Here is a 12,991-nt window from a genome sequence, read left to right as displayed (position 1 = left end):
TTCGTAATAAATGAAACAAAATATTATCATATCGGAAATCTCTGTTCAAGATGTGAGATTTCCTACTAGCAAATCATTAGATGGTTCAGATGCAATGAACCCTGACCCAGATTATTCTGCGACATACGTAATATTGAAGACCAATAATCCAAAATTAGAAGGTCACGGATTAACCTTTACCATTGGTAGAGGTAATGAAATTTGTGTGGCTGCGGTTAAAGCTTTAGCTCCTTTGATAAAAGGTAAATCCTTAGCAGAATTTACACAGGATATGGGTAAGTTTTGGAAAATGATAACAGGGGATAGTCAATTAAGATGGCTTGGACCAGAGAAAGGAGTAATACATTTAGCCACTGCTGCGGTTGTTAATGCCGTTTGGGACCTTTATGCAAAAGCAGAGGGAAAACCATTATGGAAACTAGTGGTAGACATGACACCAGAACAACTGGTATCATGTATCGACTTTACCTACATTACAGATGTTATAACTCCAAAGGAAGCACTTGCAATGCTAAAGGCAAAGGAAGCTGGAAAAAAGGAACGTATAGCTACCTTAATGAAAAATGGTTACCCTGCTTACACAACGTCTGCAGGCTGGTTAGGCTATTCAGACGAAAAGATGCGTTTCTTATGTCAAGAAGCAAAGGCAAGTGGCTTTAAGCATATGAAAATTAAGGTTGGTGCAGATTTAAAGGATGATATGAGAAGGGCAGCGATCATACGTGAAGAGATTGGCGACGACCTTAAATTGATGATGGATGCCAATCAGAAATGGGATGTTGATGAAGCCATTACCAATATGGAATCCCTGAAAAAATTTAATCCTTGGTGGATAGAAGAACCTACAAGTCCTGATGATATTCTAGGTCATGCAAAAATTGCCAAAGCGGTAAGTCCGATTTTAGTAGCAACTGGAGAACATTGCCAAAATAGGGTCATGTTTAAACAACTGATGCAATCGGGCGGATTGGGTATATGCCAAATAGACAGTTGCCGTGTAGGTGGTGTCAACGAGGTATTGGCGATTTTATTGATGGCTGCAAAATTTAATATTCCTGTTTGTCCTCATGCTGGTGGCGTTGGCCTTTGCGAATATGTGCAACACCTTTCTATGATAGATTATATTACGATAAGTGGATCTATGGAAGGTAGAATAATTGAATTTGTAGATCACTTACATGAACATTTTTACGAACCTGTGATTATAAAAAATGGAGCATATATGCCGCCTCTAGCACCTGGTTACAGTATTACCATGAAAGAACAGTCTCTAAAGGATTTTAATTTTCCTAATGGAAAGGAATGGAACAACCAATATTAATATGAAATCAAAACTAATACACGGTTTAGCTTTACTATTGATCAGTGCTTTGACCTACGGCCAAGGACAACAAAATTATAAGCCTACCAAAGAAAATTTAGAAGCCAGAGAATGGTTTAATGAGGCTAAGTTTGGTTTATTTGTTCACTGGGGCGTTTATAGCATTCTAGGAGATGGTGAATGGGTTATGAACAACCAAAACATAGCTATTGATGCCTATGAAAAATTACCTGGCTTTTTCAATCCTACTGAATTCAATGCTGATGAATGGGTAAAAATGGCCAAGGATGCCGGTATGAAATACATTACCATAACCAGTAGGCACCACGATGGTTTTTCAATGTTCGATACAAAGGCCAGCCCCTATAACATTGTTGATAGTACTCCCTATGGAAGGGATGTTTTAAAAGAATTGGCGGAAGCCTGTAAAAAAGAAGATATAAAACTGTTTTTCTACTATTCCTTATTAGACTGGAACAAAGACGATTATTTCCCTAGGGGTAGAACTGGAAAGGATATTCCTGGTAGAAATCAAGGAGATTGGGATAAATACATAGAATTTATGAAGCTTCAATTAACCGAGTTGCTTACCAACTATGGAGAAATTGGCGGTATTTGGTTTGACGGTTATTGGGACCAAACAATTTTATCTGTTCCTAACGAAGAAAAATCTGGAAAACTTCAATTAGATTGGCATCTTGATGAAATCTACACCTTGATACACACTCTACAACCACAATGTCTAATTGGTAACAACCACCATATAGCACCTATTGAAGGTGAAGATTTTCAAATGTTCGAAAAGGATCTCCCAGGAAATAACACTACTGGCTTTGGTACAGATGCATCTGATATTGGCCAACTACCTTTTGAAGTTTGTGAAACTATTAACGGATCTTGGGGCTTTAACCTTCAAGATAAAAAACATAAATCTGAAAAAGAACTTATCCATTACGTAATTAAAGCGGCAGGTTATGGTAGTAATTTATTACTTAACGTAGGCCCCATGCCCAATGGTAAAATTCAAGAAGAACATGTACAATCCTTAAAACAAATAGGAGATTGGTTACAAAAAAATGGTGAGACCATTTATGGTGCCTCAGAAGGGCCAATCTCACCAACCAAAGAAATGGCGACCACCCAAAAAGGCAAAAAAATATACGTTCATATACTTGATCAGAATAATAAGATATTTATAAAAGATTTTGAAGGAAAAATAAAAAGTATATCGATGTTCAAGGGAGATAAACCTTTGGTATATCAGAATAATAAATTTGGATTATTGGTTCAAATTCCTGAAAGTGAAATAAACCCAATAGATACCATAGTAGAAATAACACTAAAATAGAATGTCAACATTTAACTATAACAATAAAACAGTCTTGGTTACCGGTGGTGGAAGTGGAATTGGCGAAGCCCTTTCCACACAGTTTGCCTTAAATGGTGCCAATGTTCATATTTTGGATCATAATTTAGAAATGGCTCAAAAGGTTGTGCAACAAATCACCTCTGAAGGTTATAATGCAAAAGCTCATTCATGTGATGTCTCAAACCAAAAAGAGGTTAAGTCCATAATTGATGGTATAGCAAAAGAACAGGAATTGCATATACTGATAAATAATGCAGGTATAGCCCATGTTGGTAACATTGAGCATACTACGGAAGAGGATTTGGATAGACTTTATAATGTAAATATTAAAGGTGTTTACAACTGCATATCTGCTGTAATACCCCATATGAAACAATTCGGAGGTATCATTTTAAATATGGCTTCGGTAGCATCATCCGTAGGCATTACAGACCGTTTTGCTTACTCTATGACCAAAGGTGCGGTGCTAACTATGACTTATTCAATAGCTAAAGATTATATAAACTATAATATTAGATGTAATAGTATTTCTCCTGCACGGGTTCATACACCGTTCGTAGATAATTTTATAAAGAAAAATTATCCTGGTCAAGAAGATGAGATGTTTGATAAGCTTTCCAAATCGCAACCTATTGGTAGAATGGGACAACCAAAAGAAATAGCAGCTTTGGCTCTTTTTCTATGTTCAGATGAAGCCACTTTTATTACTGGTACAGATTTCCCTATTGATGGCGGATTTATTAAATTAAACAACTAATACAAATTAGAAATTAATGAAACTAATACGAATAGGAAATATTGAAAACGAAAAACCAGGAGTTGAACTACCCAACGGAGATTGGGCGGATGTGTCTGGTTTTGGAATGGATTATGACGAGGAGTTTTTTGGTGGAGACGGACTTGAAAGACTTGAAAAATGGATAGAAGCAAATAAAACTAATTTGCCGAAATTTAATAAAGACGCAAGAATTGCTGCTCCAATGAAAAGGCCATCAAAAATTGTTTGTGTTGGTTTAAATTATGCAAAGCATGCCGAGGAAAGCGGAATGACACTTCCTAATGAGCCAGTACTATTTTTTAAGGCGACCTCTGCAATCGTTGGACCCAATGACGATTTAATAATCCCAAAAGGAAGTAGTAAAACAGATTGGGAAGTAGAATTGGGTGTGGTAATTGGTAAAAAAGCCAGTTATGTTTCCAAAGAAAATGCCATGCACCATGTAGCGGGCTATGTATTGCATAATGACTATAGCGAACGTGAGTTTCAGCTAGAACGTGATGGCCAGTGGGTAAAAGGAAAGAGTTGTGACACCTTTGCCCCTATTGGACCTTACATTGTTACCCAAGAAGAGATACAAGACCCGCATAATTTGGACTTATGGTTAACCGTAAACGGGGAGACCATGCAAAAAAGCAATACCTCAGATTTAGTTTTTGATGTGCCTCATTTGGTGAGTTATATTAGTCAATATATGACCTTATTACCAGGAGATATCATCTCTACCGGTACCCCATTCGGTGTCGGCCTAGGATTTAATCCTCCCAAATACTTAAAAGCCGGAGATATAGTAGAGCTTGGCATTGAAGGTCTGGGAACTTCTAAACAAGTCGCAAAAGCACTATAATGATTATAGATAGTCATCAGCATTTCTGGAAGTATCATCCTGTTAAGGATGCATGGATTACTAATGATATGAAAATAATTCAACAAGATTTTCTTCCTGAGCATTTGGCACCTATTTTTCAGACACTGAATATAGAGGGTTGCGTTGCCGTACAAGCAGACCAATCTGAAGAAGAAACCGAATTTTTACTGGGTTTGGCGAAAACTAATGACTTTATTAAGGGAGTCGTAGGTTGGGTTGATTTATCAAGCCCAAATGTTTCATCTAGATTAGAACATTATGCTCAAAACCCATACTTTAAAGGAGTCCGACATATTTTACAAGCTGAAAAGGAAGACTTTCTTCTAGACCCTAAATTTCAATTTGGCATTTCCCAATTAAGTGCTTTGAACCTAACTTATGATATCTTAGTTTACCCTACGCACTTAAAAAATACTGCTACACTAGTTTCTAAATTTCCTGAAAACAAATTCGTGCTAGACCATTTGGCAAAGCCATATATTAAATCAGGAGAAATTGAACAGTGGAAAAAAGATATTCAACGTATTGCTCAAAACCCAAATGTATATTGTAAGCTATCTGGCTACGTAACAGAGGCCGATTTAGCAAACTGGAAATATGAGGATTTTGTTCCGTATTTCGATGTGATTTTTGAAGCTTTTGGCGCTTATAGAGTACTCTTTGGCTCAGATTGGCCGGTATGTTTGTTGGCTACTGAATACGAAGAAGTTCTAAATATTGTCAATCACTATATCAATGAACTCAATTTAGACGAAAAGCAAGCCATCTTAGGAGGTAATGCTTCAAGATTCTATAACTTAAACTAGAAAAAAAGCTCGTACGTATATTTTACTTCTTGATTCAAGATATGAGGTAGAATCCAAATAAAAGCAAAAACAAATGGACCTATATTTAAAGGACAAGGTTATCATCGTTACCGGTGGCTCTGCAGGTATAGGTAGAGGTATAAGTATGGCATTGGCGAAAGAAGGCGCTATTCCTTTTATCATTGGTAGAACAAAGGAAAAAGTTGATGCTTGTGTAAAAGAAATCCAAGCCTTAGAAGGTAAAGTAGGTAAAGCCTATGCTGAACTTACAGATGCACATGAATGTGAAAATGCGGTAAAATCTGCCTTGGAGCAATTTGGACAAATTGATGGTTTGGTAAATAATGCCGGCGTAAATGATTCGGTGGGTTTAGAACATGGTTTGGTTGAGGGTTTTGTAAAATCGCTTCATAAAAACCTGACCCATTATTATACTATGGCCAAACTGGTTCTACCAGAATTGAAAAAAAATAAAGGAGCTATCGTTAATATCGGTTCCAAAACCTCTGTTACGGGGCAAGGGGGCACCTCAGGATATGCTGCAGCCAATGGTGGTCGTAATGCCTTAACAAGAGAATGGGCCGTTGAACTACTCCCCTATTCCATTAGGGTAAATGCTATAATTGTGGCAGAATGTTATACACCTTTATATGATAAATGGATAAAAACATTTGATAATCCTGAAGAAAAACTTGCCGAAATCACCAAAAATATACCTCTAGAAAATAGAATGACCTCCGAACAGGAAATTGCGGATACCGCCTTGTTTTTATTATCGTCCCGTTCTAGCCACACTACCGGCCAATTACTTTATGTAGATGGTGGTTACACCCACTTAGATCGATCATTATAAACTAAAGCACCAAAGATGACACAGCAAGAAAAAGTACCTGTAGTATCAAAAAAAGTAGTCATTCCATTTATATTGATTACTTCTCTTTTTGGACTTTGGGGCTTTGCCAATGCGGTTACAGACCCCATGGTACAGGCGTTTAAAAAGGTTTTAGAGCTTTCAAATTCCCAAGCGGCATGGGTACAAATGGCATTTTACGGAGGGTATTTTTGTATGGCCTTGCCAGCTGCCTTATTTGTAAGGAAATACAGTTATAAAGTTGGGGTTTTAATTGGATTGGGCCTTTATGCCGTTGGCGCTTTACTGTTCTATCCTGCGGCAATTACAGAACAGTTCTGGTTTTTTTGTTTAGGATTGTACATCTTAACATTTGGACTAGCATTTTTGGAAACCACGGCAAACCCTTATATCTTGGCCATGGGTGACCCAAGAACTGCTACCCAGCGTTTAAACCTAGCGCAAGCATTTAACCCTGTCGGATCAATTTTAGGCCTATTAGTTGCCCAACAGTTTGTACTTCAAAAACTACAATCAGACGACATAGCTAATTACAGTGCTCTGGAAGAAGCTAAAAAGGTACTGATACGGACTTCTGACCTTATGGTAATCAGAGATCCTTATGTGATTCTTGGCCTAGTTATTTTAGCTGTTTTAGTACTCGTTTCAATAAGTAAAATGCCCCAAAAAAAAGGTGATGGTATTACGGATAGTTTGGGAGAGACGTTTGCCAAACTAAAGGCCAATTCTACTTATACATTGGGAGTGTCGTCGCAAGTGCTCTATGTAGGTGCACAAATCATGTGCTGGACCTACATTTACCAATATGCAGAGGCCATTGGGATGTCCAGTGATACAGCGGCCAACTATCAATTTATAGCTTTTATTTTATTTTTCTTTGGTCGTGCATTAGGCACCTATCTTTTACAATTTTTTCCTTCAGGCAAGTTATTGATGCTGTATGCGTTGTTTGCAATTTTTGCAACCATAGGTGTCATTTTTATAGAAGGAATTTTCGGTCTTTATTGTTTGGTTGCAATTACGCTGTTCATGTCTATTATGTTTCCTACCATTTATGGGATAGCCTTAGAAGGTATGAGTGAAGAAGAATCAAAAATTGGTGCAGCGGGTTTGGTGATGGCCATTGTCGGTGGTGCCCTAATGCCAAAACTTCAAGGTATGTTGATAGACCTTGGCGGATTCGGGGTAAATGATATAAAAATTTTAGGAGTTAGTGAAGTGAATTTCTCTTTCATGTTACCAATGCTATGTTTTGTTTTTATTGCTTTCTATGGCTTTAGAGTTAATAAGAAAGCCCTAGTCATAATTAAATGAAAACCGAAAGATTATGTTTTGCACTCGACCTGAAGGATGATTCAAGACTCATCCAACAATATATTGCACACCATAAAAAGGTCTGGCCAGGGATAATAGCCAGTATTTAAGGACTCCGGAATAGTGAACATGAAAATCTTTCATATTGCCAATAGACTATCTATGGTCATGGAAGTAGATGAACATTTTTCCTTGAATGCTAAAGGAGAAAGTGATAAAAACAACGTTCTAGTGCAAAAGTGGGAAAGTTTGATGGAACAATATCAGTAATTACTCCCTGGGACTCCCGAAGGTGAAAAATGGGTTAAAATGAATAGAATATTTAAATTATAAGAAGATGAAATTATACGTAAATTCTAAATATCCCTCAATAGACGACCTTAAAAATAAGGCTAAAAAACGTATTCCAAAATTTGCTTTTGAATATTTAGACGGCGGGTGCAACCAAGACGTTAACATTGTTAAAAACACTGCAGAAATCAGGGAGGTAGAATTAAGTCCGTATTATCTGGATTCCTATAATGAACCATCCTTAAAAACGGAGCTTTTTGGACATACTTATGATGCCCCATTTGGTATTTCACCCATAGGCTTGCAAGGTCTTATCTGGCCTAATTCGCCCGAAATATTGGCAAAGGCAGCCTTTGATCATAATATACCCTTTATCCTGAGTACAGTAACCACTAGTAGCATAGAGCGCATATCGGAAATTACAGAAGGTAAAGCTTGGTTTCAACTATACCACCCCACGGAAGCCAGGTTAAGGGATGATATTATAAAACGTGCAGCCGCAGCAGACTGCCCCGTTCTAGTTATTTTATGTGATGTACCCACGTTCGGTTATCGCCCGCGCGATATTAGAAATGGCCTTGCCATGCCCCCAAAAATGTCTATTTCCAATGTTCTTCAAGTCTTACAAAAACCGGCTTGGGCTTTAAATACGTTACGTTACGGTCAACCTGGCTTTGAAACCTTGAAACCCTATATGCCAAAAGGTTTGAACTTAAGTGAGTTGGGTAAATTTATGGACCAAACATTTTCTGGTAGACTCAACGAAGAAAAGATAAAACCTATTCGGGATATGTGGAAGGGCAAATTGGTGCTAAAAGGTGTGGCAACCGAGCAAGATGCACAAACAGCAATTAAACTGGGTTTAGACGGTATCATCGTTTCTAATCATGGCGGAAGACAGCTAGATGCCGGTCAATCTAGTATAAAACCCCTTGTTAGAATTGCCGATAAATACGGGGATAAAATAAAAGTAATGATGGACAGTGGCCTACGGTCTGGCCCAGATATAGCCCGTACCATTGCTTCTGGGGCTGAATTTAGTTTTTTGGGAAGATCTTTTATGTACGGTGTTTCAGCTTTGGGAAAAAAAGGAGGAGACCATACCATTTCCCTATTAAAAACAGAGCTAAAGCAAGTTATGGACCAGGTAGGTTGCGAGAAAATAGAAGACCTGCACAAACATTTGGTAAAAAATTAATTATCAGTAATCGGTTAACTTAACAATTGGACTATGAAAACTAGAAAAGTATACATTATTGGAACGTTCGACACTAAAGGAGGAGAACTTAATTTTATAAAATCCTGTCTTGAAAAAGTTACTTAGGATTCTAATTATAGCCCTAAGATAATTTTAGGCCCCTCTTCATTAGTATTAAAGGAAACAACATCTTCTGATGTAATGGAAGTTTGCCATGCATATACCTTTCTAAGATTGGTCATTTCTGAAAATTGGGATAAGCATACCTTACTAATGTTGGTCTTATATAGATTAACACTATTTAATACTGAAAGCTGTTTTAAATACGTAATCCCTTTATCCGTAATAGGATTATCGGGTAATTTTAACTGTTGCAAATTACTTAGTACTGTGATAGATTTTAAATGTTCATCTGTAACACCGTTACCTCCCATATCTAATCTGATGACATTGTCTTTTATTGCCACTAACAAAGCAATCTTTTTATTTAAACCGGATTCGTCCTTTAAATCAACCGTATTATCTGGTAGCGTTATATCCAATAAAGAGGACCCAAGAACCAATTCTCGTACTTGAAAACCTTCAGAAATTAGGACGTCAATAGTTTTGGCATCAAGAACGTTTACTTTGGGCATGGCATCGGAGGCTAATTTACCCGAATACGTAAGATTTAATTTATTCGCTGCTATAAGTTGAATTTCTTCGGGTACGTTCAATTGCGCTAAAGTTTTAGTGAAATCAACATTCACACTATCTATCCAAAACTTTAATATGGAAATTTCCTCATCTGTTAACGGTGTTTTACCTTCAGGTGGCATAAACTCCTCATCAGACTCTGGTAAGGTAACGCGCTTGTACATTTCTGATTCTGCCGCATCACCAGCTACTAATATTGGCCCGTGCTTTCCACCTTCCATTAATAGCTCTGGAGTATACATGGCCAAATTTCCTTTTTGCTTGGATTCGTTGTGGCAGCTGTAGCATTTTGCTTCCAAAACTGGCTCTACTAAATACGGATATACGACCACCTCATCTAAACTTGCCAGTGCTGGAAGCTCAATTTTCTTATTGTCGTTAAATGGTGCGTACTTCGTAAGGTAATCGGACCCATGTGTTAGATTGCCACCATAATGACCGGTAACGCTAATCAAAACCACAATAAGTGTTAGGACCGCAATATTTGACCGGATTACTTTAAAAGATTCTGGTAAAGGAAAGAAATTAGCTTTTAAAATCCAGGCTAGAAATGTCACTACTATAGTGGCAACCCCTAACCAAAAATGGCTATCTAACATGCCTTCCTCATAATCCCCACTTTGTGATAACATATAGCCCAAAACGGAAGCAAAAAATGCACTTATAGCCCCCAACAAAAGAGCAATCTTTATGACGGCATCAAAATTGGATTGCTTTTGAAATCTATTGATAAGTTCCAGAAAAAAGGCGAACATCAAAATTCCAATAGGAAGATGCACTACCAACGGGTGAAACCTACCAAGGAATAAAACAAAATCAGAAGTTTCCTGCATAGGTGGCTTTTACTTAAACACGTTCTAACATTAATGGAGGAGTTCTATTGGCGTTCCATTGGCATACATAAACGTTCTTATCCCCATCTATACAAACATCATGACCATGTAAAATTGGTTTGGTAGACAATTGATAAGAATCTTGTAATTTTCCGTTTTTATAAGTTGGTTCCGTGCCTCCGGGATTGGATACCACCGTATCTCCCTCGAGAATGGTCATAAAACCTGTATGCCCTTCATTGGCTTTTATACTTTTATCCTTTGGTTCTGACCAGCACACCCCTGCATAGAGGTTATTATCATCAAAAACAGGTCTACACACTTGCATATTTGGTAAAGTTAAGGTCTTTACATAAATCCCATCCAAGGTAAAAAACTTAAAAGCTTTATCATTTCTAGATGTACAAACAACCATTGGATTTTTAGCATCCCTATAATCTATGGCGACACCGTGGGCATTTGAGAGATTATAATTTTCATTGGTATTATCATGACCACCCCAATGCCTAATATATTCTCCTTTAGCGCTGTATTGAATTATATAATCCATACCATAACCATCGGCAACATAAATATCTCCATTTGGTCCTATTGCAGTTTCAGTTGGTTGAAAATAATCTCCTGGCTCATATATGCCTATGGTTTGCGGGTGACCAATATCGAAAAGCACTTTACCATCTGTAGTTGTCTTGCTTATGCGTCCGCTTTGTCTTTTCCATTGGCCTGCCTTATCTTGATACCAACCGCAATCTGTTAGGTATAGAAAATCTTCTTCGCCCTCATTGGATATGGAAAGTCCGTGACCACCAGGATATGCACTCCCCCAATAATCCAAGATTTTACCAGATTTATCAAAAATTAGAATGTTATTGTCCGTATGGTCTCCGATCATGATCAACCTTCCTTTACTGTCCATCACCATTTCATGGCAATTCAATAGCGGTTTCGACAGTCCTATTTGCGCCCAATTTTCATTTACCCTATATGTATAATCTCCATGCCCGATAATTTCCCCTTTTAGCTCTGGTTTTTTTATCATATGAAATCCAAAACTAGGTACGGTGGTTAGCGCTACGCCTGCAAGGGTAGTTTTCTTTAAAAAATCTCTTCGTTTGTTCATGCCCTTAAAATTATGTCAAAATATCTTTTACCACTTTACCATGTACATCGGTTAGTCTAAATCGTCTACCTTGATGCTTAAAAGTAAGTTGTTCATGGTCTATGCCGAACAAGTGCATTAACGTAGCATGAAAATCGTGGATATGGACTGGGTTTTCAACTACATTATAACTGAAATCATCCGTTTTTCCATAGGTAAAGCCAGGCTTAACCCCTGCTCCTGCCATCCACATAGTAAATGCTTTTGGGTGGTGATCCCTGCCATAGTCGGTTTTGGTCAACTGCCCTTGAGAATAAACGGTTCTACCAAATTCACCGCCCCATATCACCAAGGTGTCTTCTAACATACCACGTTGTTTTAAATCTTTTATCAATGCTGCGTTGGCTTGGTCTGTACGCTTACATTGGGCCCGAACGCCTTCTGGGCAACCAATATGCTGATCCCAACCTTGATGGTACAACTGAACAAATTTTACGTCTTTTTCCAAAAGCTTTCTAGCCATTAGGCAATTGGCCGCATACGTACCCGGTTCTCTACTGTCTTTACCATATAGGTCAAAAATATAATCCGGTTCATCAGACATATCGGTCACCTCTGGTACAGACGTTTGCATTCTGAATGCCATTTCATACTGCGCCATTCTTGCCTGTATTTCGGGATCACCGTAGGCATCATGTTGTAAATTGTTCAACTTTCCTAAATAATCCAACATTTTACGACGGTCGTGACCATCATAATTTTCTGGGTCGCTTAAGAAAAGTACAGGGTCTTTTCCAGAACGAAATTGAACCCCTTGATGCTCTGTAGGTAAAAAGCCATTACCCCATAATCTTGAGTATAATGGTTGGCCAGGCATATTTTTTGTCACTAGGGTAATGAATGTGGGTAAGTTTTCATTATCCGATCCCAACCCATAGCTTAACCACGAACCAATAGAAGGCCTACCTGGTAATTGATTACCGGTCTGCATAAAGGTTATTGCAGGATCATGATTAATAGCATCTGTCTGCATGGATTTTACAAAACAAAGGTCATCTACCACCTCCGCGAGATGCGGCATCAATTCACTTACCCAAGCCCTAGATTCGCCATATTGCTGAAAATCCATAATAGTCGGGGCAATGGGAAAGGTAGTTTGGTCTGCACTCATACCCGTTAACCGTTGCCCTTTTCTAACGGAAGCCGGTAAATCCTTACCGTACATATCCTTAAGTTTAGGCTTATAGTCAAACATATCCAATTGTGATGGACCACCACTTTGAAACAAATACACAATCCGTTTGGCCTTAGGCACATGATGTGGAAGCCCTAATTGATTTTTCAAAATAGAATTTACCGCATCATTATCAGAACCACCGGCGGCCAAGGATGCAAATGTTTTTTGAGGGTTCATAAGCGAACCCAACGCCAAGGCTCCCAAACCTAGGGAAGTCTTGGTCAAGAAATTACGTCTATCCCATTGTTTCTCTACTTGTTGCAAGTCCTTATTGTTAGACCGTAATGTATCATGTCCGTCGCACATTCCT

The 12,991-nt window shown here is 38.1% G+C and carries 14 protein-coding genes and 1 pseudogene; 11 read left to right on the top strand and 4 right to left on the bottom strand.

Annotated features, from left to right (window positions below):
- The first annotated feature begins 10 nt into the window (after positions 1 to 10).
- From B5X55_RS01310 to B5X55_RS18835, 11 genes are all read left to right on the top strand, one after another.
- On the top strand, positions 11 to 1,321 hold the full coding sequence (locus B5X55_RS01310; RefSeq protein ID WP_079510609.1) for an L-fuconate dehydratase: 1,311 nt from the start codon (positions 11 to 13) through the stop codon (positions 1,319 to 1,321).
- A 1-nt stretch (position 1,322) separates the two neighbouring features.
- A complete protein-coding gene (locus B5X55_RS01305; protein WP_079511081.1) occupies positions 1,323 to 2,669 on the top strand; it encodes an alpha-L-fucosidase in 1,347 nt (448 codons plus the stop codon).
- Position 2,670: 1 nt separating this feature from the next.
- On the top strand, positions 2,671 to 3,447 hold the full coding sequence (locus tag B5X55_RS01300) for an SDR family NAD(P)-dependent oxidoreductase (RefSeq protein ID WP_079510607.1): 777 nt from the start codon (positions 2,671 to 2,673) through the stop codon (positions 3,445 to 3,447).
- A 16-nt stretch (positions 3,448 to 3,463) separates the two neighbouring features.
- Positions 3,464 to 4,315 (top strand): fumarylacetoacetate hydrolase family protein, encoded by an 852-nt coding sequence (locus B5X55_RS01295; protein ID WP_079510605.1) that lies wholly within the window; start codon positions 3,464 to 3,466, stop codon positions 4,313 to 4,315.
- On the top strand, positions 4,315 to 5,142 hold the full coding sequence (locus tag B5X55_RS01290; protein ID WP_079510603.1) for an amidohydrolase family protein: 828 nt from the start codon (positions 4,315 to 4,317) through the stop codon (positions 5,140 to 5,142). The genes B5X55_RS01295 and B5X55_RS01290 overlap by 1 nt, the downstream gene beginning before the upstream one ends.
- Positions 5,143 to 5,215: 73 nt before the next feature.
- Complete coding sequence (locus tag B5X55_RS01285; RefSeq protein WP_079510601.1) at positions 5,216 to 5,995, top strand: L-fucose dehydrogenase; 780 nt, start codon at positions 5,216 to 5,218, stop codon at positions 5,993 to 5,995.
- A 15-nt stretch (positions 5,996 to 6,010) separates the two neighbouring features.
- Positions 6,011 to 7,327: an L-fucose:H+ symporter permease gene (gene fucP, locus B5X55_RS01280; protein ID WP_079510599.1), complete on the top strand. Its 1,317-nt coding sequence runs from the start codon at positions 6,011 to 6,013 to the stop codon at positions 7,325 to 7,327.
- Positions 7,324 to 7,437, top strand: coding sequence for an L-rhamnose mutarotase (locus B5X55_RS19180; RefSeq protein ID WP_317042658.1), 114 nt, complete (start codon positions 7,324 to 7,326; stop codon positions 7,435 to 7,437). Before fucP ends, B5X55_RS19180 begins: the two co-directional genes overlap by 4 nt.
- Positions 7,438 to 7,456: 19 nt before the next feature.
- The gene (locus tag B5X55_RS19175; protein WP_317042657.1) at positions 7,457 to 7,597 is read left to right on the top strand and encodes an L-rhamnose mutarotase; all 141 of its coding nucleotides are present in this window, start codon (positions 7,457 to 7,459) and stop codon (positions 7,595 to 7,597) included.
- Between the two features lie 67 nt (positions 7,598 to 7,664).
- Entirely contained in the window at positions 7,665 to 8,816 is a 1,152-nt protein-coding gene (locus tag B5X55_RS01270; protein ID WP_079510597.1) for an alpha-hydroxy acid oxidase, read from the top strand.
- 33 nt (positions 8,817 to 8,849) lie between these two features.
- Positions 8,850 to 8,942 (top strand): Tm-1-like ATP-binding domain-containing protein, encoded by a 93-nt coding sequence (locus B5X55_RS18835; protein ID WP_200811574.1) that lies wholly within the window; start codon positions 8,850 to 8,852, stop codon positions 8,940 to 8,942.
- A gap of 8 nt (positions 8,943 to 8,950) precedes the next feature.
- Here the strand turns inward: B5X55_RS18835 and B5X55_RS19250 are convergent, their stop codons facing one another.
- The 4 genes and pseudogenes from B5X55_RS19250 to B5X55_RS01255 form a co-directional block, all read right to left on the bottom strand.
- Positions 8,951 to 9,844, bottom strand: a complete 894-nt coding sequence (locus B5X55_RS19250; RefSeq protein WP_394332827.1) for a c-type cytochrome domain-containing protein — start codon at positions 9,842 to 9,844, stop codon at positions 8,951 to 8,953.
- A 144-nt stretch (positions 9,845 to 9,988) separates the two neighbouring features.
- Positions 9,989 to 10,267 (bottom strand): annotated as a pseudogene (locus B5X55_RS19245) (DUF2231 domain-containing protein); the annotation flags it as partial.
- Between the two features lie 91 nt (positions 10,268 to 10,358).
- On the bottom strand, positions 10,359 to 11,465 hold the full coding sequence (locus B5X55_RS01260) for a twin-arginine translocation signal domain-containing protein (RefSeq protein WP_079510593.1): 1,107 nt from the start codon (positions 11,463 to 11,465) through the stop codon (positions 10,359 to 10,361).
- 10 nt (positions 11,466 to 11,475) lie between these two features.
- Positions 11,476 to 12,987, bottom strand: a complete 1,512-nt coding sequence (locus tag B5X55_RS01255; protein ID WP_079510591.1) for a DUF1501 domain-containing protein — start codon at positions 12,985 to 12,987, stop codon at positions 11,476 to 11,478.
- Positions 12,988 to 12,991: the final 4 nt, after the last annotated feature.

Source organism: Maribacter arcticus (genome assembly GCF_900167935.1).
Taxonomy (GTDB): Bacteria; Bacteroidota; Bacteroidia; order Flavobacteriales; family Flavobacteriaceae; genus Maribacter; species Maribacter arcticus.
Note: the sequence above shows the minus strand (reverse complement) of the source record. Positions and strands in the feature narration are given on the sequence as shown.

What these genes read in the sequence shown, in the direction of transcription:
- B5X55_RS01310 (WP_079510609.1), top strand. Translation starts at nt 11, where the DNA reads ATGAAACAAAATATTATCATATCGGAAATCTCTGTTCAAGATGTGAGA.
- B5X55_RS01305 (WP_079511081.1), top strand. Translation starts at nt 1,323, where the DNA reads ATGAAATCAAAACTAATACACGGTTTAGCTTTACTATTGATCAGTGCT.
- B5X55_RS01300 (WP_079510607.1), top strand. Translation starts at nt 2,671, where the DNA reads ATGTCAACATTTAACTATAACAATAAAACAGTCTTGGTTACCGGTGGT.
- B5X55_RS01295 (WP_079510605.1), top strand. Translation starts at nt 3,464, where the DNA reads ATGAAACTAATACGAATAGGAAATATTGAAAACGAAAAACCAGGAGTT.
- B5X55_RS01290 (WP_079510603.1), top strand. Translation starts at nt 4,315, where the DNA reads ATGATTATAGATAGTCATCAGCATTTCTGGAAGTATCATCCTGTTAAG.
- B5X55_RS01285 (WP_079510601.1), top strand. Translation starts at nt 5,216, where the DNA reads ATGGACCTATATTTAAAGGACAAGGTTATCATCGTTACCGGTGGCTCT.
- fucP (WP_079510599.1), top strand. Translation starts at nt 6,011, where the DNA reads ATGACACAGCAAGAAAAAGTACCTGTAGTATCAAAAAAAGTAGTCATT.
- B5X55_RS19180 (WP_317042658.1), top strand. Translation starts at nt 7,324, where the DNA reads ATGAAAACCGAAAGATTATGTTTTGCACTCGACCTGAAGGATGATTCA.
- B5X55_RS19175 (WP_317042657.1), top strand. Translation starts at nt 7,457, where the DNA reads ATGAAAATCTTTCATATTGCCAATAGACTATCTATGGTCATGGAAGTA.
- B5X55_RS01270 (WP_079510597.1), top strand. Translation starts at nt 7,665, where the DNA reads ATGAAATTATACGTAAATTCTAAATATCCCTCAATAGACGACCTTAAA.
- B5X55_RS18835 (WP_200811574.1), top strand. Translation starts at nt 8,850, where the DNA reads ATGAAAACTAGAAAAGTATACATTATTGGAACGTTCGACACTAAAGGA.
- B5X55_RS01260 (WP_079510593.1), bottom strand. Translation starts at nt 11,465, where the DNA reads ATGAACAAACGAAGAGATTTTTTAAAGAAAACTACCCTTGCAGGCGTA.
- B5X55_RS01255 (WP_079510591.1), bottom strand. Translation starts at nt 12,987, where the DNA reads ATGTGCGACGGACATGATACATTACGGTCTAACAATAAGGACTTGCAA.